The organism is Luteimonas sp. A537 (genome assembly GCF_054052065.1).
In genome coordinates this window covers 384,463-406,425 of record NZ_JBSVRH010000002.1, presented here as the reverse complement: position 1 = coordinate 406,425, position 21,963 = coordinate 384,463, and the positions used below count along the sequence as shown (strand labels likewise).

19 protein-coding genes are annotated in these 21,963 nt (G+C 70.0%); 4 read left to right on the top strand and 15 right to left on the bottom strand.

Annotation, left to right across the window (positions count from 1 at the left end; all coding sequences use genetic code 11):
* Position 1 precedes the first annotated feature (1 nt).
* The 3 genes from ACW7GZ_RS05805 to ACW7GZ_RS05795 form a co-directional block, all read right to left on the bottom strand.
* Positions 2-2,008 carry an acetyl/propionyl/methylcrotonyl-CoA carboxylase subunit alpha gene (locus ACW7GZ_RS05805; RefSeq protein WP_457008333.1) on the bottom strand — a complete coding sequence of 669 codons (2,007 nt, stop codon included), beginning with the start codon at positions 2,006-2,008 and terminating at the stop codon, positions 2-4.
* Positions 2,009-2,053: 45 nt separating this feature from the next.
* Complete coding sequence (locus tag ACW7GZ_RS05800; RefSeq protein WP_457008621.1) at positions 2,054-2,386, bottom strand: GxxExxY protein; 333 nt, start codon at positions 2,384-2,386, stop codon at positions 2,054-2,056.
* Between the two features lie 140 nt (positions 2,387-2,526).
* Complete coding sequence (locus tag ACW7GZ_RS05795) at positions 2,527-3,309, bottom strand: enoyl-CoA hydratase-related protein (RefSeq protein ID WP_457008331.1); 783 nt, start codon at positions 3,307-3,309, stop codon at positions 2,527-2,529.
* Positions 3,310-3,395: 86 nt separating this feature from the next.
* Here ACW7GZ_RS05795 and ACW7GZ_RS05790 point away from each other — a divergent pair, with 86 nt between their 5' ends.
* From ACW7GZ_RS05790 to ACW7GZ_RS05780, 3 genes are read left to right on the top strand one after another with little or no spacing between them, the layout of a single operon-like run.
* Positions 3,396-3,656, top strand: coding sequence for a FeoA family protein (locus tag ACW7GZ_RS05790; protein ID WP_457003314.1), 261 nt, complete (start codon positions 3,396-3,398; stop codon positions 3,654-3,656).
* Complete coding sequence (gene feoB / locus ACW7GZ_RS05785) at positions 3,653-5,533, top strand: ferrous iron transporter B (RefSeq protein ID WP_457008329.1); 1,881 nt, start codon at positions 3,653-3,655, stop codon at positions 5,531-5,533. Before ACW7GZ_RS05790 ends, feoB begins: the two co-directional genes overlap by 4 nt.
* Positions 5,533-5,766 (top strand): DUF6587 family protein, encoded by a 234-nt coding sequence (locus ACW7GZ_RS05780; protein WP_457003318.1) that lies wholly within the window; start codon positions 5,533-5,535, stop codon positions 5,764-5,766. The genes feoB and ACW7GZ_RS05780 overlap by 1 nt, the downstream gene beginning before the upstream one ends.
* 4 nt (positions 5,767-5,770) lie before the next feature.
* On the opposite strand, the gene ACW7GZ_RS05775 is transcribed toward ACW7GZ_RS05780, so the two are convergent.
* The 11 genes from ACW7GZ_RS05775 to ACW7GZ_RS05725 form a co-directional block, all read right to left on the bottom strand.
* Complete coding sequence (locus ACW7GZ_RS05775; RefSeq protein ID WP_457003974.1) at positions 5,771-6,088, bottom strand: hypothetical protein; 318 nt, start codon at positions 6,086-6,088, stop codon at positions 5,771-5,773.
* 53 nt (positions 6,089-6,141) lie between these two features.
* Entirely contained in the window at positions 6,142-6,711 is a 570-nt protein-coding gene (locus tag ACW7GZ_RS05770; protein ID WP_457003320.1) for a bactofilin family protein, read from the bottom strand.
* Between the two features lie 113 nt (positions 6,712-6,824).
* Positions 6,825-8,252, bottom strand: a complete 1,428-nt coding sequence (locus ACW7GZ_RS05765; protein WP_457008327.1) for a hypothetical protein — start codon at positions 8,250-8,252, stop codon at positions 6,825-6,827.
* Entirely contained in the window at positions 8,249-9,943 is a 1,695-nt protein-coding gene (locus ACW7GZ_RS05760; protein ID WP_457003323.1) for an Hsp70 family protein, read from the bottom strand. The genes ACW7GZ_RS05765 and ACW7GZ_RS05760 overlap by 4 nt, the downstream gene beginning before the upstream one ends.
* Positions 9,944-9,993: 50 nt before the next feature.
* Positions 9,994-11,601 (bottom strand): carboxyl transferase domain-containing protein, encoded by a 1,608-nt coding sequence (locus ACW7GZ_RS05755; protein ID WP_457008325.1) that lies wholly within the window; start codon positions 11,599-11,601, stop codon positions 9,994-9,996.
* A 90-nt stretch (positions 11,602-11,691) separates the two neighbouring features.
* The gene (locus ACW7GZ_RS05750; RefSeq protein WP_457003328.1) at positions 11,692-12,084 is read right to left on the bottom strand and encodes a hypothetical protein; all 393 of its coding nucleotides are present in this window, start codon (positions 12,082-12,084) and stop codon (positions 11,692-11,694) included.
* Positions 12,085-12,207: 123 nt separating this feature from the next.
* Positions 12,208-12,549 (bottom strand): hypothetical protein, encoded by a 342-nt coding sequence (locus ACW7GZ_RS05745; RefSeq protein WP_457003330.1) that lies wholly within the window; start codon positions 12,547-12,549, stop codon positions 12,208-12,210.
* A gap of 136 nt (positions 12,550-12,685) precedes the next feature.
* On the bottom strand, positions 12,686-13,861 hold the full coding sequence (locus ACW7GZ_RS05740; protein WP_457008323.1) for a thiolase family protein: 1,176 nt from the start codon (positions 13,859-13,861) through the stop codon (positions 12,686-12,688).
* Between the two features lie 123 nt (positions 13,862-13,984).
* Entirely contained in the window at positions 13,985-15,142 is a 1,158-nt protein-coding gene (locus ACW7GZ_RS05735) for an isovaleryl-CoA dehydrogenase (RefSeq protein ID WP_457008321.1), read from the bottom strand.
* Between the two features lie 105 nt (positions 15,143-15,247).
* Entirely contained in the window at positions 15,248-16,351 is a 1,104-nt protein-coding gene (locus ACW7GZ_RS05730; protein ID WP_457003337.1) for a Glu/Leu/Phe/Val dehydrogenase dimerization domain-containing protein, read from the bottom strand.
* A 239-nt stretch (positions 16,352-16,590) separates the two neighbouring features.
* Positions 16,591-18,216 carry a phospholipase D family protein gene (locus ACW7GZ_RS05725; protein ID WP_457008318.1) on the bottom strand — a complete coding sequence of 542 codons (1,626 nt, stop codon included), beginning with the start codon at positions 18,214-18,216 and terminating at the stop codon, positions 16,591-16,593.
* A gap of 152 nt (positions 18,217-18,368) precedes the next feature.
* Between ACW7GZ_RS05725 and ACW7GZ_RS05720 the strand changes: the two genes are divergently transcribed.
* Positions 18,369-20,513 carry a C1 family peptidase gene (locus tag ACW7GZ_RS05720; RefSeq protein ID WP_457008316.1) on the top strand — a complete coding sequence of 715 codons (2,145 nt, stop codon included), beginning with the start codon at positions 18,369-18,371 and terminating at the stop codon, positions 20,511-20,513.
* A 49-nt stretch (positions 20,514-20,562) separates the two neighbouring features.
* Here the strand turns inward: ACW7GZ_RS05720 and ACW7GZ_RS05715 are convergent, their stop codons facing one another.
* Positions 20,563-21,930 (bottom strand): serine hydrolase domain-containing protein, encoded by a 1,368-nt coding sequence (locus tag ACW7GZ_RS05715; protein ID WP_457008314.1) that lies wholly within the window; start codon positions 21,928-21,930, stop codon positions 20,563-20,565.
* Positions 21,931-21,963 lie beyond the last annotated feature (33 nt).

The window sequence follows — 21,963 nt, the reverse complement described above, 5'->3', positions numbered from 1 at the left end:
CTCAGTCTTCCAGGGTGACCAGGACGGCGTCGGCCTCGACGAAGTCGCCTTCGCCGGCAAGCAGCTCCGCGACCACGCCATCGCGCGGGGCCTTGAGCGCAAGCTCCATTTTCATCGCTTCCATCACCAGCAATTCCTGTCCCTCGCTGACGTGTTCCCCGGGCTTCACCCTGGTGACCACGATACGCCCGGGCATCGGTGCCGCAACCCGGTTGCCACCGCCGGTTTCACCGCCGCGCGTGGCCTCATAGGCGGCGATCCGCTCGAAGCGCCAGCGCCGGCGCCCGTCATGGACGAGCACGGCAGCGGCATCGATATCGACCGGGAAACGCAGGCCCCGGCCGTTGAAACGTGCCTGCAGGATTCCAGAGGCCATCGTCGCGCCTTCGACTTCCAGCGTCCCGGCATCCTCGAATCCGATCCGGTAGTCGCCGGCGGCGCCGTGTGCGATCGCAACGTGGCGCGCATCGCCTTCGCCCAGCACCAGCCGGCGCAGGCCGGCATGGCCCAGGCGCCAGCCGTCGGCGATCGCCCAGGGCGAGCCCGGGTCGCTACTGCCGGTGGCGGCACGGCAGGCCCCGGCCTCGGCGCCCAGCAGCATCGCCACCGCCGCCGCGGCGCGGGCGTCGGCGTGGCCCTGGACGTCGCCGTCGTCGCCGATGAACTCGTCCAGGTGCCGGTCCAGGTAGCCGGTGTCGATGCGCCCCTCGACCACGGCCGGATGCCGCGCCAGGCGCTCGAGGAAGGCGATGTTCGACTTCGGCCCCTCGATCACGCAGGCCGCCAGCGCCGCGCGCAGCCGCGCCAGCGCACCATCGCGGTCGGCGGCGTGGACGATCAGCTTGGCGATCATGGGGTCGTAGAAGATCGTGACCACGTCCCCCTCGACCACGCCCGAGTCGATGCGCACGCCCTCGGCGTCGCGCGGCAGGCGCAGGCGCTGCAGGCGGCCGGAGCCCGGCAGGAAGCCGGCGTCGGGATCCTCCGCGTACAGGCGCACCTCGATCGCATGGCCGCGCCGTGGCACCGCGTCCTGCGCCAGCGGCAGCGGCTCGCCGGCGGCCACGCGCAGCTGCCATTCGACGAGATCGAGCCCGGTGACCATCTCGGTCACCGGATGTTCGACCTGCAGTCGCGTGTTGATCTCCATGAAGAAGAACTCGCCCGAAGGCGCGACGATGAACTCCACCGTGCCCGCGTTCTGGTAGCCGATCGCGCGCGCGGCCAGCACCGCGGCATCGCCCATGCGCGCGCGCAGCTCGGGGGTCAGGAAGGGCGAGGGCGCCTCTTCCAGCACCTTCTGGTAGCGGCGCTGCGCCGAGCACTCGCGCTCGTTGAGGTGGATCGTGTTGCCCTGCGAATCCGCGAACACCTGGATCTCGATGTGCCGCGGCGATTCGATATAGCGCTCCAGCAGCACCCGGTCGCGGCCGAAGGCGTTGCGCGCCTCGCGCTGGCAGCTTTCCAGCGCCGGCAGGAACTCATCGGCCGCGCGCACGATGCGCATGCCCTTGCCGCCGCCGCCGAACGCGGCCTTGATCATCAGCGGGAAGCCCACGCGCCCGGCCTCGCGCGCCAGCAGCTCCGGCGACTGGTCCTCGCCGGTGTAGCCCGGCACGACCGGCACGCCCGCCGCGGCCATCAGGTCCTTGGCGCCGGCCTTGCTGCCCATGCGCCGCATCGACTCCGCCTTCGGCCCGATGAACACCATGCCCGCCGCCTCGACCGCATCGGCGAAGTCCGCGTTCTCGCTCAGGAAGCCGTAGCCCGGATGGATCGCCTGCGCGCCGCTGGCAAGCGCCGCCTCGATGATGGCGTCGCCGCGCAGGTAGCTGTCCTGCGGCCGCGGCCCCCCGATCGGATGCGCCTCGTCGGCCAGCTTCACGTGCTGCGCATCGGCATCGGCCTCCGAGTACACGGCGACCGTGGCGATGCCCATGCGGCGGGCGGTGCGGATGACGCGGCAGGCGATTTCGCCGCGGTTGGCGATCAGGATTTTGGAGAGCATTTTTTGGCCACGGATTTACGCGGATAAACGCGGATAGAGCAGAGTCTAGGAGAAAACGCGGCGGCGGAACCCGGGACGGGGGCCGAAGTTGAGGAGGAGGTCCACGCGGATGCGGGTGGCCTTGAGGTAGTTCAGGAGTTGCGCGTCGTGGGTCGGGGTCAGGTGGCGGGCGGCCTTGATTTCGACGAGCAGGCAACCCTCAACCAGCATGTCGGCGCGGAACTCGCCCACGACCTGATCGTGGAAGCGGACTGCAATGGCCACCTGCCTCTCGACTCGGAGCCCACACTCCTTGAGCCGTATCGCGAGCGCCGACTCGTACACGCTCTCCAGAAACCCATGCCCCAACTCGTTGTACGAATCAAAGAACGCCCCAATGACCGTTCACTGAGCCCCCGAAGCACCAATCCCTTCCCACTCGCATCCATGCGCACCCATCCTTGGTTCTTGGTTCTTTCTCCTGCTCTTGCCCTATCCGCGTTTATCCGCGTAAATCCGTGGCAAAAAATGCTCTTGATTCACTCCACCCACGAAGCCTTCCGCTTATCGAGAAACGCGCCCAGGCCTTCCTGGCCTTCGGCGGAAACCCGCAGTGCGGCGATGAGTGCGGCGTTGTCCTGGTCCAGGCGGTCGCGGTCGGTGGCGGCGGCGGCTTCGCGGACCAGGCGCTTGGCATCGGCGGAGGCGTGCGGCGCGGCCTTGAGCAGCAGGGCGAGCTGGCGGTCGACCGCGGCGTCGAGGTCTTCCGCGGCGACGACTTCATGCAGCAGGCCGATGCGCAGCGCCTCGGCCGCGTCGAACACCTCCGCCGTGGCGAAGTAGCGCCGTGCATTGCGCGCGCCGATCGCGGTGATGACGTAGGGCGAGATCACCGCCGGCAGCAGGCCGAGGCGGCTTTCGGTCAGGCCGAATTTTGCCTCCGGCACGCCGATCGCGATGTCGCAGCAGGCCACCAGGCCGACGCCGCCGCCGAAGGCCGCACCGTGCACGCGGGCGACGGTCGGCTTGGGCAACTCGTCCAGCGTGCGCATCAGCCCGGCCAGGCGCAGCGAATCCTCGCGGTTGGCGGCTTCGCCCGCGGCGGCCATGCCGCGCATCCAGTTGAGGTCGGCGCCTGCGGAGAACGAGGCGCCGGAGCCTTCAAGGACCACGGCGCGCACCGAACGGTCGCCGGCCAGGCCTTCCAAGGTCGCGGTCAGGTCGGCGATCAGGACGTCGTCGAAGGCGTTGTGCAGGGCCGGGCGGTCCAGGCACAGGCGGGCGATCGCGCCTTCGCGGGCAAGGGTCAGGCTGGATGGCATCGGTGGGTCCCCAAGGGCAAAAAACAAATGATAGCCGTGGCCCGCGGCTGCGTTATGATGAGAACAGTTCCCATTTGGACCCGCCCTTGAGGCTGACAGAACTCCCGCGCCGGGTCCGTGGCGTGGTTGATCGCGTCGAGGCGCGCTCGGACAACGACGCCACCGCACGCCGCCTGCGCGACCTCGGATTCGTCGCGGGCGAGGAGGTCAGGATCACCGCGACCGGCCCGTTCGGCGCCGAACCGCTGCTGGTGCAGGTCGGCTACACGCGATTCGCGCTGAGGCGCGAGGAGGCCGCGCGCGTGGTGCTGGCCGATATCGGCACGGACGCGGACGCGTCGGCATGAGCCCCCCCGCGCAGGCGGTGCCGCGGCTGGCCCTGGTCGGCAACCCCAACTGCGGCAAGACCGCGCTGTTCAACCAGCTCACCGGCAGCCGGCAGAAGGTGGCCAATTACGCCGGCGTCACCGTCGAGCGCAAGGAGGGCCGTCTGCTCGGACCGTCCGGCCGTGCCTACGCGGTGCTGGACCTGCCCGGCGCCTACAGCCTGGCGCCTTCGAGCCTGGACGAGGCGATCACGCGCGATCTCTGCCGCGGCTTCTATCCCGGCGAGCCCGCGCCCGATGTCATCGTCTGCGTGGTCGACGCCACCAACCTGCGCTTGCACCTGCGCTTCGCGCTCGAAGTGCGCGAGCTGGGCGTGCCGATGGTGCTGGCGCTGAACATGGTCGATGTCGCCAAGCGCCGCGGCGTGCACATCGACCGCGCCGCGCTGGAGGCCGAGCTTGGCGTGCCGGTGGTCGAGACGGTCGCCGTGCGCCAGGACGGCACGACCGCGCTGGTCGAGCGGATCGAGGCCATGGCGCAGGCCCCGCACGCCCCCGGCAAGCACCTGGGTGGCGCGGACGCGGCAGCCGGCGAGGACGCGCTGCACGCCGAGACCCGCCGCCTGCTGGCGCTGGCCGTCAGCATGCCCACGCGCACCGCGCACATCGACGACACGCTTGACCGCTGGCTGCTGCACCCGGTGTTCGGGCTGCTGACGCTGGCAGTGGTGATGTTCCTGATCTTCCAGGCGGTCTACGCCTGGGCGACGCCGGCGATGGACCTGATCGAGGCCGGCACCGCGTGGCTCGGCACGACCGTGGGCGGCGCCATGCCCGAGGGGCCGCTGCGCAGCCTGCTGGTCGACGGCATCATCGCCGGCCTGGGCGGCGTGGTCGTGTTCCTGCCGCAGATCCTGGTGCTGTTCGCCTTCATCCTGGCGCTGGAGGAATCCGGCTACCTGCCGCGCGCGGCCTTCCTGCTCGATCGCATGATGGCGGCGGCGGGCCTGTCCGGGCGCTCCTTCATCCCGCTGCTGTCGAGCTTCGCCTGCGCGGTGCCGGGCATCATGTCCACGCGCTCCATCCAGGACCCGCGCGACCGCATCGCCACGATCATGGTGGCGCCGCTGATGACCTGCTCGGCGCGGCTGCCGGTGTATGCGCTGCTGATCGGCGCCTTCATCCCGCAGCGGCAGGTGGGTGGGCTGTTCAACATGCAGGGCCTGGTGCTGTTCGGCCTGTACGTGGCCGGGATCCTGAGCGCGCTGGGGGTGTCCTGGGCGATGAAGCGCTGGCGCCGCGACCAGCGCGAACACCCGCTGATGCTCGAGCTGCCCTCGTACCGGCTGCCGCACCCGCGCGACCTGCTGATCGGGCTGCACGAGCGCGGGATGATCTTCCTCAAGCGCGTGGGCGGCATCATCTTCGCGCTGACGGTGCTGCTGTGGGTGCTGCTGTCGTTCCCGGCGGCGCCGGCGGACGCGGTGGGACCGGCGATCGACTACAGCTTTGCCGGCCGCATCGGGCATGCGCTGGCGGTGGTGTTCGCGCCGATCGGCTTCAACTGGCAGATCTGCATCGCGCTGATCCCGGGGCTGGCGGCGCGCGAGGTCGCGGTGTCGTCGCTGGCCACGGTGTATGCGCTGTCGGCGGTGAACGATGACGCCGCCAGCGAGGCCCTGCTGTCGATCATCAGCGACGGCTGGTCGCTCGCCACCGGGCTGTCGCTGCTGGTGTGGTTCATCTACGCGCCGCAGTGCATCGCGACCTGGGCGGCGATCCGGCGCGAGACCGGATCGTGGGCGCTGATGGCGGGCAATGCGGCGGCCCTGTTCGCGCTGGCCTACCTGGCGTCGCTGCTCACCTACCAGCTCGCCGCGGCGCTGGGGGCGGGCTGATGGATGCCGGGCTGATGCTGCAGTACGTGGTGGTCGCGGCGGTGGTCGCGCTCAGCGCGTGGATGGTGCTGCGCCGGCAGTTCCCGGCCGCCACGCGGCGATTGCGCATGGCCCTGGCGATCCCGCTGGTGCGCGACGGGAGGCCGGAGTGGATGCGGACGATGGGCCGGCGGATCGCGCCGCCGGTGACGCACGGCGGGCAGGGGTGCGGGACGTGTGGAGGCTGCGACTGAGCGGTCAGTGCCGCGAGCGGGAGTTGGGCTTCTTTGGCGTGCGGCGCATGTCGTTGGTGGGCATGAGCTCCACCGCCAGGGTGAAGGTGCGGGCGTCGCCGGGGTGGATGGCGCCGACGCCAACCACCTGGTGCGAGACCTCGGTGCCTTCATCATCGCGGATGGTCAGCACCACCGAGTACTCCCAGGCGCCGCCTTCGGCTGGGTGTCGGATCTCGCCCTCCACCTGCAGCGCACGGGTGACCTGGCTGGGCTCGGACTTGTCGTCGAAGCGCAGGTAATGGCGGCACGACGGGCAGACCGTCGCGCTCTCCAGGATCATGGTCTTGCAGTGCGGGCAGGTGCGCGTGGCACCTGCCGCGCCGGGGCGTGAACTCACGAGACCAGGTCGAGGCCGGCCTTGTCCTTGTCCTTCTGCGACTTGTCGTCCTTGCCCTTGCCCGGGGTGGCGCCGTCGTCCCAGCCGCACTCCACGTTGCCACGGATGCGCGAGCCGGCGGCGACCGTCAGGGTGCCGGCGGAGATGTCGCCGATGACCACGGCGGAGGGCTGCAGCTCGACGCGGTCGGCGGATTCGATATTGCCTTCGAGCTCGCCGGCCACGGTCACGCGCTTGGCGCGGACGCCTCCGTTGAGGCGGGCGCCGCCATCGATGGTCAGGTCGCCCTCGACGTTGACGTCGCCCTTGAACTTGCCGGCGATGCGGACGTGGCCGCTGCCGGAGATCTTGCCTTCGATGGTGAGGTCGGAGGCGATGATCGATTCCCTGGCCTGCGGCGCGGCCGGAGCGGGCGCCGGCCGGCTGGCGGCCTGCTGCTGGAAGGGCGGTTCGACCGGCTGGAAATCGGCCACGGCGGGGTTGGGCTCGCGCGGTGCGGGGGAAGCATCCTTGCCGAAGGGCAGGGAGCTGTCTTTCTTGGCGGAGCCTTGCGGGAAGATGGCCATGGCGCGGGGGGTTCCTCAGGGACGGTCGGGGGATTCGTGGAGGCCGAACATAGCATGCAGGCGCCTTCACGCGCCTGTGACAAGGCTCACCAAATTCGAAGTCCGACAAGGACTTACGGGTGCAATACGGGAAGCGCGAAAGACACCAGCAGGACGGTCAGGAATGCGACGTAGGATCCGATGCGGGTCCAGCGGTTGCCGAGCGTGGACCTGAACGGCAGCGAGTGGCGCCAGGCATAGGCCGCGTCGAGGGCCAAGAAGGCCGTCGCGGCCAGAGCCGTCCCCAGTACCGGCGCCTGGCCGTCGGGCGGGAGCAGCGCCAGCAGCGACCACGACGAAGCCAGATACATGCGCACGGCGTCGAAGATGCGCGAGCGGTGGCGCATCGCCAGCAGCAGTGCGGAGCCGCCGAGCAGCCACGCGGGAACCGGATTGGGCAGCCGCGCCGCCGGTACGGTCAGCACCGCCAAGGCCAGCGGCACTCCCGCGCCCAGCCACCAGTCGAGCTTCTCGCTGGTCATCATGTTTCCCCGCAGCCAGCGGTTGAGCGCGAGCACCGCCAGCAGCGCCGCCGCGACCACGGCGGTGATCGCGCCCACTCCCGCGATCAGGCCGGCCGGGGTCTCGCTACCGGTCATGGCCAGCACCGCGATGGTGGCGCCGGCGATGATGACGCCCCAGACCGGGGCCGTTACCGCGATCGAAAGCCAGCGCTCGCGGCCCATGAACTGCGGATCTGCGAGCCGGGTGTACCACTCGTACTGGCGCTGGTCGATCCCAGGTGGAAGCCCACCGAAATCGCGCGCCAGGCCCCATGCCAGCAGGCCCAGCCTCCGGTTCATGCCCGGCATGGCGCCCAGCAACAGCTCGCGCACCTGTGCGAAGGGTCGTTTCAGCTGCCGGATCGCGAACGGCCTGCGTTCGCCGTAGCGCGTGGTCTTCTCGCTGGCCACGGCCCAGCGGGCCGCGTTCAAGGGCACCAGCCGGCTGCTGAAGTCGAAGGAAAAGAAGCGGTCCAGGTCCTCGTACCAGCCCGAGCGCAGCATCGGTGCCTGGCTGTCGTGGACCAGCCAGTCATGGAGGATCGCAGCGACCTCCTGCTTGAACCCGATGTCGTACAGGGCTTCGATCGCATGCAGCCAGTCGAACAACTCCGCGGGATGCCTTTGGTGGCAGCGCACGGCGAACTCGCGGAGGAAGGCGTCGATGTCGAAGTCGCGCGCGGGTCCGGGGGCCGGCCGGGTCGCCGAAGCGGTCACAGGCATCGCCACCGGCACCGATATCGGCCCCTGTTCCGGCACCTGCATCTGGAACTGCACCTGCACCACCGGCCGCCCGGTCGCCGCCGTCCACGGCCCGGCGCCATCCTCCGTTCCTTGCGCCCGTGCCATCGCCAGCGCCGCCTGGTAGGCCTCGTTGAGGTCCTGGAACGCGACCGGGTCCTCGTCGGGGCGGGTCTGCTTGAGTGCCTTGGCATAGGCGCGCTTGATCTCTCGCTCGCCTGCCTCCGGGCCAAGGCCAAGCCGGTGGAACGGGCTCACGCGTGCCCCTCACGTTCGACTTCGTCGAGGAAACTGCCGAAGTGGTTGCGGTGTTCGGCGATCTGGCGCAGGTCCTGGCCGTCCAGTACGTGCCGAAACCTCGCAAGCGCCTCCTGCAGCGACCCGCGCGCCCACAGCAGCTCTTCGTAGAGGCGCTCGGCGCGCGCGATCAGGGCGATGTTCTCCTGCTGGTCGCGCGGATGGATCCTCAGGGCGGCGAGGGCGGCCAGCCGAGTGCGGATCTCGTCGGGGCCGAGCACGCCCGGGTTCCTTTCCAGGACGACCTCGCGGATGGCGCCGGTGGAGACCACCCTGGCCTCGACCTGCAGCAGCCCGTTGATGTCGTAGGTGAACCGGACATCGACCGGGTTGTCCTCCCGCCGCCTGGGCGGCACCGGCACCGTGATGCTGCCGAGGCGGACATTGCCGGAGACCAGCGGGCTCTCGCCCTGGTAGATCGTGAACTGGACTTCGCGCTGGCCGTCGCGGACCGGGTAGTAGCGCTCCACCCGGCTGACCGGCACCGTGCTGTTGCGGTCGATGATCGGCGAGAACAGCCCTTCCTCGAAGCGTTCGGGAGTGATTTCGCGCGAGGTGTCGACGCCCAGGGTGTACGGGCAGACGTCGGTCAGCACGATCTCCTCGAGCTGCTGGTTCCGCGCCTTCATCCCGGCGGCGACGCATGCCCCTGCGGCAACGGCCTCGTCCGGGTCGACGTGGCGCATGGGAAGCCGGCCGAACATGCGCGACACCAGCTTCGCGCACGCCGGCATCCGCGACGCCCCGCCGATCAGCACGACTTCGTCGAGCTGGGCGGGCCGCAGCCGGGCATCTCGCATCGCGCGCTCCAGCGGGGCGCGGAGGCGTTGCACCAGCGGTTCGCAGATCGATTCGAAGCGCGCCGCGTCCAGCGTCCAGCGGTGGATGTCGTCGCCGGCCTGGAGTTCGATCTCCACGGAGTCGCGCGAGGACAGGTCGCGCTTGGCCAGCTCCAGCCGTCGCATCAGCCCGGCAAGCCCGGTCGCCGACAGGGCCTCGCGGCGCATGCCCAGGTCGCGCAGGCAGGCGTTGGCCATCGCCTGCAGGAAGTCGTCGCCGCCCAGGAAGTTGTCGCCGGCGCTGGCATGCACCTCCATGACGCCGTCGAACAGCTCCAAGATCGAGACATCGAAGGTCCCGCCGCCGAGGTCGAAGACCAGGAAGCGGCCACCCTCGCGCTGCTGCAGGCCGTAGGCCAGCGCCGCCGCGGTCGGCTCGTTGACCAGCCTCTCCACCCGGATGCCCGCCAGCTCGCCTGCGATCCGAGTAGCCTTGCGCTGGGCGTCGGAGAAGTAGGCGGGCACGCTGACCACGGCCTCGGTCACCGGCGCGCCGAGCGCCGCCTCGGCGTCGGCCAGCAGCGACTTCAGCACCAAGGCCGAAAGCTCCTCGGGGCGGAACTCGTGGTCGCCGAGTCGGGTGTTGCGGTCGGTGCCCATCCAGCGTTTGAAGGATGAAACGCTGCGCTGCGGGTGCGAGACCAGCCGCTCGCGCGCGGCCTCGCCGACGAGGATGCCGCCATCGTCGCCGACGCTGACCACCGAAGGCGTCAGCCTGCTTCCGAGCGCGGTTGGAAACAGCTGCGCGCCCGACTCCCCGTACTGGCCGACCAGCGAATGCGTGGTCCCCAGGTCGATTCCAACGATCGTCATGCTGCAAGCCCCCTGCCTGCTTTGGTGTCCAGGAAACGCCGGGCTGGCTCCTACATCCGGAAGACGCCGAAGCGCGCCGGCTCGATCGGGGCGTTGAGGGAGGCGGAGACGGCGAGGCCGAGGACGCGCCGTGTATCGGCGGGGTCGATGATGCCGTCGTCCCAGAGGCGGGCGGTGGAATACCACGGGCTGCCCTGGTGCTCGTACTGATCGCGGATCGGGGTCTTGAAGGCGTCTTCGTCGCCGGCGCTCCATTCGCCGCCGCGGGCTTCGATGCCGTCGCGCTTCACGGTCGCCAGCACGCTTGCCGCCTGCTCGCCGCCCATCACGCTGATGCGCGCGTTCGGCCACATCCACAGGAAGCGGGCGCCATAGGCGCGGCCGCACATCGCGTAGTTGCCGGCGCCGAAGCTGCCGCCGATGACCACGGTGAACTTGGGCACGCTCGAGCACGCCACGGCGGTGACCATCTTGGCCCCGTCCTTGGCGATGCCGGCGTTCTCGTACTTGCGGCCGACCATGAAGCCGGTGATGTTCTGCAGGAACACCAGCGGGATGCCGCGCTGGTTGCACAGCTCGATGAAGTGCGCGCCCTTGAGCGCGCTCTCGCCGAACAGGATGCCATTGTTGGCGACGATGCCCACCGGATAGCCGTGCAGGTGCGCGAAGCCGGTGACGAGCGTCTTGCCGTAGCGCGCCTTGAACTCCTGGAACTCGCTGCCGTCGACGATGCGCGCGATCACCTCGCGGATGTCGAACGGGCGGCGGGTGTCCTTCGGCACGATGCCGTACAGCTCTTCGGCCGCGAAACGCGGCTCGACCACCGGCCGCGTCGCCACCGGAAGGATCTTGCGACGGTTGAAGGTGCCGACGATGTCGCGCGCGATCTGCAGCGCGTGCCGGTCGTCCTCGGCGAAATGGTCGGCCACGCCCGAGACCGAGGTATGCACGTCGGCACCGCCCAGCGATTCGGCATCCACCACTTCGCCGGTCGCCGCCTTCACCAGCGGCGGGCCGCCCAGGAAAATCGTGCCCTGTTCCTTGACGATGATGCTCTCGTCGCACATCGCCGGCACGTAGGCGCCGCCGGCGGTGCACGAGCCCATCACCACCGCCACCTGCGGGATGTTCTCGGCGCTCATCCGCGCCTGGTTGTAGAAGATGCGGCCGAAGTGCTCGCGGTCGGGGAACACCTCGTCCTGCAGCGGCAGGAAGGCGCCGCCGGAGTCGACCAGGTAGACGCAGGGAAGCTGGTTCTCGCGCGCGATTTCCTGCGCGCGCAGGTGCTTCTTCACCGTCATCGGGAAATAAGTGCCGCCCTTGACCGTGGCGTCGTTGGCCACGACCACGACTTCCTGGCCCATCACGCGGCCGATGCCGCAGACCATGCCGGCCGCGGGCGCGGCGTCGTCGTACATGCCTTCGGCGGCAAGCGGTGCGATCTCGAGGAAGGGCGAGCCCGGGTCAAGCAGGGCGGCGATGCGTTCGCGCGCCGGCAGCTTGCCGCGGGCGACGTGTTTCTGAAGTGCCTTCTCGCCACCGCCGTCAGCGGCACGCGCGAGCCGGCGGTCGAGTTCGGCGACCAGGGCGCGGTGGTAGGCGACGGTGTCCTGGAACTCCTGCGAGCGCGGATCCAGGCTGGAATCGAGTACGGGCATGCGGTGGCCGGCGAACTGTGGGAAGCCGCCAAGCATACCGGGAGTGGCGACAGGCCCGCCGGAGCGGGCCTGCCGGGCATTGCGCGTGGATCAGTTGCGGATGTCGTCCGCGGCGTTGTCGGCGGCCTCGGAGGTGTTCTCCAGGGCGTCGGCGGTCGCTTCGCGCGAAGCGGCCTCGGCCTCGGCGGCGGCGGCACGCGCCTCTTCGGTCATGTTGCGCGCGGCGGCTTCGGCGTCGGCGGCGGCCTCGTCGGCGGCGGCCTCGGCTTCGGCGGCGGCTTCGCCGGTCGCGGCGGCGGCGGCGTCCCAACCTTCGGAAGCGGCATCGCCTGCGGCGGACACGGCGTCACGGGTGGCGTCGCCGGCGCGTTCCACGGCGGCTTCGGCTTCGTTGGCCTCCTGCTGCGCGGTGGCGGTTTCGTTCTGGCACGCGGCCAGGACCAGCGTGCAGGCGGCAACGAGAAGTGCGGTCTTCATCTTCATGATTGGTATGTCCTTGTCATCGAAGGGACCGGCGTCGCAGCCGGTGTTGGATACGGAAAAGCCGCTGGAATCCAGCGGCTCTCCGATCTTGCATGGTGCCTTGGAACAGTGGAGCAGCCGGTATTACTGGCCGTCCACGGCCTCGTCGGCAGCTTCTTCAGTGGCTTCGGCAGCTTCGTCGGCGGCGTCGGCGGCGGCGCCGGCAACGTCGGCAGCGGCGTCGGCAACCTCACCGTCGACCGCAACAGCGGCGTCGGCAGCGGCGTCGGCGGCGGCGTCGGCAGCAGCGGCGGCGCTTTCGGCAGCGGCGTCGGCGGCAGTGGTACCGGCCAGGGCGGCGTCTGCGGCAGCCTGGTCAGCGGCCTCGGCGGCGTCGGCGGCAGCGTTGGCAGCCTGGTCGGTGTTCGAGCAGGCGGCCAGACCCAGGCCCAGCGTCAGCGCGATCAGCAGCTTGTTGATGCTCATTGGATACATTCCTCGTCGTGAAATTGGCGAACGCACACAAGTGCGCCGGATAGCATGATGACAAGCCTCAAACGACTGTCAAGCGATAGTTTGAATCCGGACTTGTAAAGAGCGCGTTAACGGCCATGGCCGGTGTTCAGGCCAGCTCGACCGCGATCGCCGTGGCCTCGCCGCCGCCGATGCACAGCGCTGCCACGCCGCGCTTGCCGCCGCGGGCCTTCAGGGCGTGCAGGAGGGTCACCACCAGGCGGGCGCCGCTGGCTCCGATCGGGTGGCCCAGCGCGACCGCGCCGCCGTTGACGTTCAAGCGCTCGTGGGGAATGCCCAGCTCCTGCATCGGCGCCATGGCCACCACCGAAAAGGCTTCGTTGATCTCGAACAGGTCCACGTCTTCGACCTTCCAGCCCGCCTTGTCCAGCACGTTGGCGATCGCCTGGATCGGTGCGGTGGTGAACCACTCCGGGGCCTGGGCATGGGTGGCGTGGGCGACAATGCGGGCCAGCGGCTGCAGGCCGCGGCTTGCGGCCTCGTCGGCCGACATCAGCACCGTGGCGGCGGCGCCGTCGGAGATCTTCGATGATGAGGCCGCGGTCAGCACGCCCTCCTTGCCGAAGGCTGCGCGGAGGCCGGGGATCTTCTCGAGGTTGACCTTGCCGGGCTCCTCGTCGGTGTCGGCCACGACCTCGCCCTTGCGGGTCTTGACCGTCACCGGGGCGATCTCGTCCTTGAACGCGCCGTCGGCGATGGCCTTCTGCGCGCGGCGCGCGCTCTCGGCCGAGAACGCGTCGACGGCCTCGCGCGTGTAGCCGTACTTGACGCAGGTGGCGTCGCCGAACACGCCCATGGCCTGGCCGTCGTCGGGGTTGGTCAGGCCGTCGTGGGCCATGTGGTCGAGGAACTGCGCGGTGCCGTAGCGGATGCCGGTGCGCGAACCGTTGAGCAGGTGCGGCGCGTTGGTCATCGACTCCATGCCGCCGGCCACGACGACCTTTGCGGAGCCGGCCTTGATGATGTCGGTGGCGAGCATGATCGCCTTCATGCCCGAGCCGCAGACCTTGTTGATGGTGGTTGCGCCGGCGGCGTCCGGGATGCCGGCCGCACGCGATGCCTGGCGCGCGGGCGCCTGGCCGAGGCCGGCAGGCAGCACGCAGCCCATGATCACTTCGTCGACCTGGTCGGCAGCCACGCCGCCGTGGCCGAGCGCGCCTTCGATCGCCGCGGCGCCGAGGGTGGGCGTGGGGACGCCGGTGAACTGGCCAAGCATGGACCCGATGGCGGTGCGCTTGGCACCCACGATGACGACGTCGGTCATGGGAAGACTCCAGAGAGGATGTGTGCGGCCATTATCGCACTGCAACATGGCCCCGCCATTGCCCATTGGTCCGGAGCCGCGCCTCTTCCTCCGTGGGAGCCGCTCCCACAATGGAGCACGGTCTCAGTCGCGGCCTTCGAAGAGCTCCCGGCCGATCAGCATCCGGCGGATCTCGTTGGTGCCGGCGCCGATGGCGTACAGCTTGGCATCGCGCAGGATGCGGCCGGTCGGGTATTCGTTGATGTAACCGTTTCCACCCAGGGCCTGGATGCCTTCCAGCGCCACTTGTACCGCGGCTTCGGAAGCGTGCAGCAGGCAGCTGGCCGGGTCGATGCGCGAGCGGTGGCCGGCGTCGTAGTCGCGGGCGACCTGGTAGGCATAAGCGCGGCTGGACTGCAGCGCGGTGTACATGTCGGCGATCTTGGCCTGCATGATGCCGAAGGTGCCGATGGCCACGTCGAACTGCTTGCGCTCGCGCACGTAGGGCAGGGCGGCATCAAGCGCGGCCTGCATCAGGCCGATCGGCCCGCCGCTGAGCACCAGGCGCTCGGTGTCCAGGCCGGACATCAGCACCTTGACGCCCTGGTTGACCTCGCCCAGCACGTTTTCGGCCGGTATTTCGCAGTTTTCGAACACCAGCTCACAGGTGTTGGAACCGCGCATGCCCAGCTTGTCCAGCTTCTGCGCGGTGCTGAAGCCCTTCATGCCCTTTTCGACGATGAAGGCGGTCATGCCGCGGCTGCCGGCCTCCTTGCCCGCGGTGCGCATGTAGACGATCAGCACATCGGCCTCGGGGCCGTTGGTGATCCACATCTTGTTGCCGTTGGCGATCCAGGCGCCGTCGCGCAGCTCGGCGCGGCAGGCCATCGAGCCGACCACGTCGGAGCCGGCGCCCGGCTCGCTCATCGCCAGCGCGCCCTTCCATTCGCCGCTGCACAGCTTCGGCAGGTACTTCGCGCGCTGCGCTTCGCTGCCGTTGTGGTGCAGGTTGTTGACGCACAGGTTCGAGTGCGCGCCGTAGCTCAGGCCGATCGAGCCCGAGGCGCGCGAGATCTCCTCCATCGCCACCAGATGGGCCAGGTAGCCCATTTCGCTGCCGCCGTATTCGCCCGGCACGGTCAGGCCCAGCAGGCCCATCTCGCCGAGCTTCGGCCACAGCTCCTGCGGGAAGGCGTTGTCGTGGTCGACCTTCTCCGCAATCGGGGCGATTTCCGCCTCGGCGAAGCGGCGCACGGCGTCGCGCAGTGCGTCAAGTTCCTCACCCAGCGGGAAGGTGCGCATGTCGGTCACTCCATATGTTGCGACCGGCGCGTCCTGCGCGCGGCGCGGTGTGCTGAAACAACGACGGGGCACCAGGCCCCGTCGTCTTGTCGAAACCGCAGCTGCTTACGCGCCGCCGCGGATGCGGCCGTGGAAGCGCGGCGTGGTGCGACCCATCGGCAGCTTGAGCTTGCCCATGACATCGATGCGCTCTTCGGCCATGCGGTCGGCGGCCTTGTAGGTCGGGATGCCGTCGCGCTTGGCGATCTCGAAGATGCGCGACACGTTGTGATAGATCGAACGCATCTGGCGCATCGCGCGCTCGCGGTTGTAGCCGGTCATTTCCAGCGCCACGTTCATCACGCCGCCCGCGTTCACCGCGTAGTCCGGCGCGTACAGGATGCCGCGCTTCTCGACTTCGTCGCCGATCGCGTTGTTGGCCAGCTGGTTGTTGGCCGAGCCGCAGATGATCTTGGCCTTCAGGCGCGGCAGGGTCTCTTCGTTGACGGTGCCGCCCAGCGCGCAGGGCGAGTACACATCGGCGTCGACGTCGTAGATCTCGTCCAGGCCCACGGCCTCGCAGCCGTATTCGTTCACGGCCTTGTCGACCAGCGCCTGGTTGATGTCGGTGACGAAGATCTTCGCGCCGCGCTCCTTGAGCAGCTTCACGTACTCCATGCCGACGTGGCCGAGGCCCTGCACGGCGTGGCTGTACTTGCCGACTTCCTCGTCGCCGAACTTCGCGTTCAGCGCGGCCATCAGGCCCTGCAGCGTGCCGTAGGCGGTGAACGGCGAGGGATCGCCCGAACCACCGTGCACCTGGTGCACGCCGGTGACGAACTCGGTCTCGCGGTACACGTATTCCATGTCGTTGACGTCGATGCCGACGTCTTCGGCGGTGATGTAGCGCCCGCCCAGCGACTGCACGGCCTGGCCGAAGGCGCGGAACAGCGCTTCGGACTTGTCGGTGGCCGGGTTGCCGATGATCACGGCCTTGCCGCCGCCGATATCGAGGCCGGCGACCGCGTTCTTGTAGGTCATGCCGCGCGACAGGCGCAGCACGTCGTTGAGCGCGTCGGCCTCGGTCTTGTAGGGCCACATGCGGGTGCCGCCCAGCGCCGGCCCGAGCACGGTGTTGTGGATCGCGATGATGGCCTTCAGGCCCGCGTCCTTGTTGTGGCAGAACACGACCTGCTCGTGGCCGTAGGTATCGAGGTGCTCGAAGATCATTCCGGACTCCGCAGCCGGCGCGCGCTGCCGCGCTGGACGCGGGCGACTGCCGGTGGTTAGGGGTAAATGGCTGGTTTTCCAGTCGCCGGGCCGCAGGACACACAGGCAGGGGGCGACAGGCGCGGCATTCTACGCCGCCGCCGCCGCATTTGCCCGCGCCACGGCGGCGGAATCGGATGCCGCGGTGCAGCATCCGGGCACGGCCGGGGTTGACGGTGGGGTTGGGATTTCAATCGCAGCTATAGCTGCGACTCCACCGGCAGCCAGCGAAACACCGTGGCCTGGATCCGCCGCCAGCGGCTGGCCTCGGGTTCGTTGCGCAGCAGCCGTGGCTCCGGCCCGGCGGCATCCAGCCAATACAGATCGCCCGCGTCGTCCAGGCCCACCTTCCAGCTCAGCCCCGGTCCGGCCAGGTGCAGGTATTCCGCACGCAGCGCGGCCGCGAGGCCGGGGTCGTCGAAAAACACGCCCATCTCGGTATTCAGGTAGGCCGAGCGCGGGTCGAGGTTGTACGAGCCGATGAAGCCCCGGCTGCCATCGACCAGGAACGCCTTGGTGTGCAGGCTGGCGCCGCTGCTGCCCGCGGGCCCGGTGCGCGGGCGCACGTTGACGGCGCCGTCGCCGTCGCTGCCGTCGCCGCGGGCATCGCCGCCTCCACCGGGGCCGGCCACCGCGTCCGGGCGCAGCTCGTACAGGTGTACGCCGCCGGCCAGCAGCCGCTTGCGATAGCCGGAATAACCTCCGTGCACGGCGGCCACGTCGTTGGCGGCCAGCGAATTGGTGACCACGCCCACGTGCATGCCGCCGGCCGCCAGTCCGGTCAGGAGGTCGGCGGTGTCGTCGCCGGGCACGAAATAGGGCGAGACCAGCAGCGCCGCCTCGCGCGTGTCGCGCAGCGCCGCGTCGACCAGGTCGACCAGCCAGCCCGAGGTGTCGTCGCCCCGGCGCTTGACCGGCGGATCGGACACGATGTGGATGCGGTCGCTCCAGAACGGCGACAGCGCCTGGCCCAGGTAGGCGCGGACGCTGGGCGAGGCCTCCACGCGCTGCAGGTAGCGCTGCGCCTCCGCGGTGCGGGCCTCGGTACCGATCAGGCCGAGCATGTCGCGGATGTCCTGCATGCCCAGCCGGCCGAGGTCCGACAGCGGCACCACTGCCTCGCTGTTCCAGAACCCGTCGAAGATCCGGCTCGCCTGCGCCACCTCCGGCCCGAACAGCAGCAGGTCGAGGTCGTGGAAGTTGCTGGCCGCCGATGCGCTGAAATATTCCAGGCCGATATTGCGCCCGCCCACGATCGCCACCCGGCCATCGGCAATCCAGGCCTTGTTGTGCATGCGGTGGTTGAGGCTGAAGCCGCGCTGCAGCAGCTCCAGCAGGCGCGCGATGCCATCGCGGTTGCGGAAGGGGTTGTACAGCCGCACCTCGATGTTGGGGTGCCCGTCCAGCACCAGCAGCGGCGTGTCCTTGCCGCCGGCGTTGATGTCGTCCAGGAGCAGGCGCACGCGCACGCCGCGCTCGGCGGCAAGCCAGGCCTCGCGTGCCAGCAGGCGGCCGGTGAGGTCGTCGTGCCAGATGTAGTACTGCAGGTCCAGGCTGCGCCCGGCCTGGCGCGCCGACATCGCGCGCGCGGCAAAGGCGTCGATGCCGTCGATGAGCATCAGCGCGCCGGTCTCGCCCGGGTTGCGCGCCAGCAGCGGCACCAGCTCGCGGTCGAGCGCGGTGTGGTCGGCCGCCAGCGGAAGCGCGTATGAAGGCGCGCCCGTGTTGGGCGGGGTCAGGTGATCGGCCAGCAGCAGGCCGCTGCCGACCAGCGCCAGCGCCGAGAACGCGCCCCACAGCACGATGCGCCGCGCGCGGCTGATCATCCGTTGACCTCCTGCATGCCCGTAATCCCCCGTGGATGCCGTCGGCCTGCCGCCCTATTGTAGGAGCAGCTATATAGCTGCTCCTACTGGGGGAGTGGCCCTCGGGGGCCTGGGGGCGCGTTGTTTTCGGGAACCGATGGAGGATCTACAGCATGGCTGCGACCAATACCGACACCGCAACCAAGGCCGCGACCAAGGCCGCGCCCCGCGCTCCGCCGCCGCCGGCGATCGCCGGCTTCGACACCGGCACCCGCCGGCTGTTCGACGCCCGGCCGGACACCGCGGACTTCCGCGACCGCATGTTCGAGCCGACCCTGGTCGACGTGCCGACCGCCGCGCCGCTGGACGACTTCATCGCCCAGGGGGTGCCGGTGCTCGACCAGGGCGACGACGGCGCCTGCACCGCCTTCGGCCTGGCCACCGTCGCCCACGCGCTGCTGCGCCGCCGCCGCCCCCAGGCCGATCCCGGCATCGTCAGCACCCGCATGTTCTATGACATGGCCCGCCGCTACGACGAATGGGAGGGCGAAGGCTATTCCGGCTCCAGCTGCCGCGGCGCGATGAAGGCCTGGCACCGCCATGGTGTCTGCGCCGAAGACCTCTGGCCCTGGACCCCGGGCCTGCACGTCGAGCCGTATACCGACGAACGCGCGCGCGACGCCCTGCGCAACCCGCTGGGCGCCTATGCGCGCGTCAACCACCGCGACCTGGTCGCGATGCACGCCGCCTTCGCCGAGACCGGCGTGCTGTACGCATCGGCCGCCGTGCACGAAGGCTGGCACGCGCCGCCCGACAGCGGCCGCATCGCCTGGGCGCGGCAGCCGGTGGTGGGCTGGCACGCGTTCGCCGTGGTCGGCTACGACCGCAGCGGCTTCTGGATCCAGAATTCCTGGGGCACCAGCTGGGGCCACGCCGGCTACGGCCACGTCAGCTACGACGAGTGGCTGGAGCGCGGCAGCGACGTCTGGGTGGCGCGGCTGGCGGTGCCGGTAGAGCTCGACCGCGCGAGTTCCGCCGCGGTCAGCAACTCGCCGCTGGGCCGGCAGTCGGTGGGTTATTCCCAGCCCGACCTGCGCCCGCACATCATCAGCCTGGGCAACAACGGCGCGCTGCGCTGCGAAGGCCGCTTCGCCTGCACCCAGGACGACGTGCGCAACATCGTGCGCCGCGACATGCGCGCGGCCACCGCCGGCTGGAAGAAGAAGCGCGTGCTGCTGTACGCCCACGGCGGCCTGGTGCCCGAGGACGCCGCCATCCAGCGCGTGGCCGATTACCGCGAAGCCATGCTGCGCGAGGAGATCTACCCGCTGTGCTTCGTCTGGAAGACCGATCTCTGGACCACGCTCGGCAACATCCTGAAAGACGCCGCGCGCCCGCGCAGCGAAGGCCTGTTCGACACGGCCCGCGACCTGCTGTTCGACCGCCTCGACGACACCATCGAGCCGCTGGCGCGCGCCATCGGCGGCAAGGCGGTGTGGGACGAGATGAAGGAGAACGCGCTGCTGGCCACCACCGCCGTGCGCCTGCAGGCCGGCGGCGGCACCATCGAGCACGGTGGCGCGGCGCAGGTCGCGCGCCTGCTCGACGAATGGCGGCGCGAAGATCCCTCGGTGGAGATCCACGTCGCAGCCCACAGCGCCGGCAGCATCCTGATGGCGCCGCTGGTGCAGCTGTTCACGCGCCCCGGCCAGGTCATCGGTGGCCCCGCGCGCGGCATGCTCGGCATGGGCGGGCGGTTGGCCAGCCTCACCCTGTGGGCGCCGGCGGTCGACATGGACACCTTCATCCAGGCCTATGTCCCGGCGATCTCATCACGCGCGGTGGCGCGGGCGTCGCTCTTCACCCTCACCGACAGCGCCGAGCAGGACGACCACTGCCTGCGCATCTACAACAAGTCGCTGCTGTACCTGGTGGCGCGCGCGTTCGAGAAGCAGCCGCGCAGCTGGATCGACAGCCGCCTGCGCCAGGGCACGCCGATCGCCGGCATGGCGCGCTTCATCGAGGCCGCGACACCCGCCGACCAGGCCTGGGGCCACGAGCGCGTGGGCGAGCTGATCGCGCGCGGGCGGCTGGCGTGGGTGCAGGCGCCGAACGACCGGCCGCTGGGGGATGCCGGTGCATCGCGCGCCACCACGCACGGCGGTTTCGATGATGATCCGGCGACGGTGCAGGCCTTGATCGCGTTCATCCTCGGCCGGGTGGCGGGGGATGCGGATGTGGACGTGAAGCGCACGGCGGGTGCGCTGGAAGGGCATCGCAATCGGGTGCTGGAGGGGTTGGTGGAGGTGGGTTCGTAGGCGGGGCGGGGTTGGGTGCAGTCAGGGGCGCTCTGGCCGGCGCCGGCGGCTACCGAGCGTCGGGCGCGTCCTGCGCCCGCGCTGTCGCGGCTTTGCCCAGCGGCATCGCGTAGACACGGTCGTGCTCGTCGTGGGCGATCGCCGGCAGGTGCAGGTCAGCGCCCATGGCCTGGGCAAGCTCATTGAGCGTGTCGCCGGCCAGCGCCTGCCCCAGCGCGATCACATCGCGGGAGAAGCGTGCGTAGCCGCTGTCGGCCGGGTGCGTGCCCTTGGCTTCGCGGCTGCGGATCTGCCGAACCGCGACCAGGCGTTGCTCCGGCACCACCACGATGTACTGGCCCAGGTAGCCATTGGCCTCGTACGCCACCACCGGGCCCAGGGTCTCGTCGAACAGGTCCGCCCGCTTCAGGTCGCGCGCGGCGATACCGGGCATGTAGCGATCGGCGTAGTCGTCCCCAAGCGCGGCCTGCAGGGCGTCAGTCACGCTGCCGAAGATGCGGCCGTCGAGCGTTTCCAGGGCCGTGATGAGTCCGGCATCCACGCCTTTCGCGGCCATGCGATCGGCGGCGTCGTCGCGCAGGGTGACGCGCTCCCATTCCGGCAGGCGCCACCACAACAGGCCCACGCGCTGGGAGTGGGCGGACGGTGCGAACAGGTCGTCCACGAATCCTTCCGGCAGCAGTCGCGTGCCATCGGCAAGTCGGCCGCCATCGAGCAGCAGCTGGCCGAGCCTCGCCGCATCGCGCGCGCTCAGGGGCAGGCCGGCCATGACATGCGGGTTGCCTGCGTCGTCGCGGTGCCACTCGCCGGCCTGGATGCCCAAAGGCGCGAACAGGCGCGATCCCAGGTACTGGTCCATCGGCTGCCCGGAAGCGCGGTGGATCACCCCGGCAAGCAGGTTGGTGGCCTTGTTGTTGTAGGCGAACGCCTCGCCTGGCGCGGTGGTGAGCTCGGCAGCGAGCGCAAGCTGCACCACGTCCGGCGCGGGATAGATCTCGGCGCCGGCGTTGGGGCTGTTCTGCAGGCCCGAGGTGTGGTCGAGCAGCATGCGCACGGTGATGTCGGCCTTGCGGCCCTGGCGCCACTCCGGATACCAGGTGGACACCGGCGCATCGAGCGAGTCCAGATGGCCATCGGCCAGCAGCAGGCCGATGCCCAGCGCCACCACCGACTTGGTGGCCGACATCAGCTCGATCGGCCCGCGCTCGCCTTCGCCGTACTGCTCGAGCAGGACGTCGCCATCGCGCATCACCAGCAGCGCATCGCTGTGGCTGTCGCGCCCGGCGCGTTCGATGGCGGCGAGCGCCTCGGTGGCTTCCACGGACAGGGGCTCGGGCGGGGCGGCGGACGCCGGAAAGGCGGCCGTGACGAGCGCGCCGGCTACGGCAAGGGAGCGCAGGAGCGACGTGAGGGTCATCGGCATGTTCCGGACGGGAGCAGGCGCCACTCT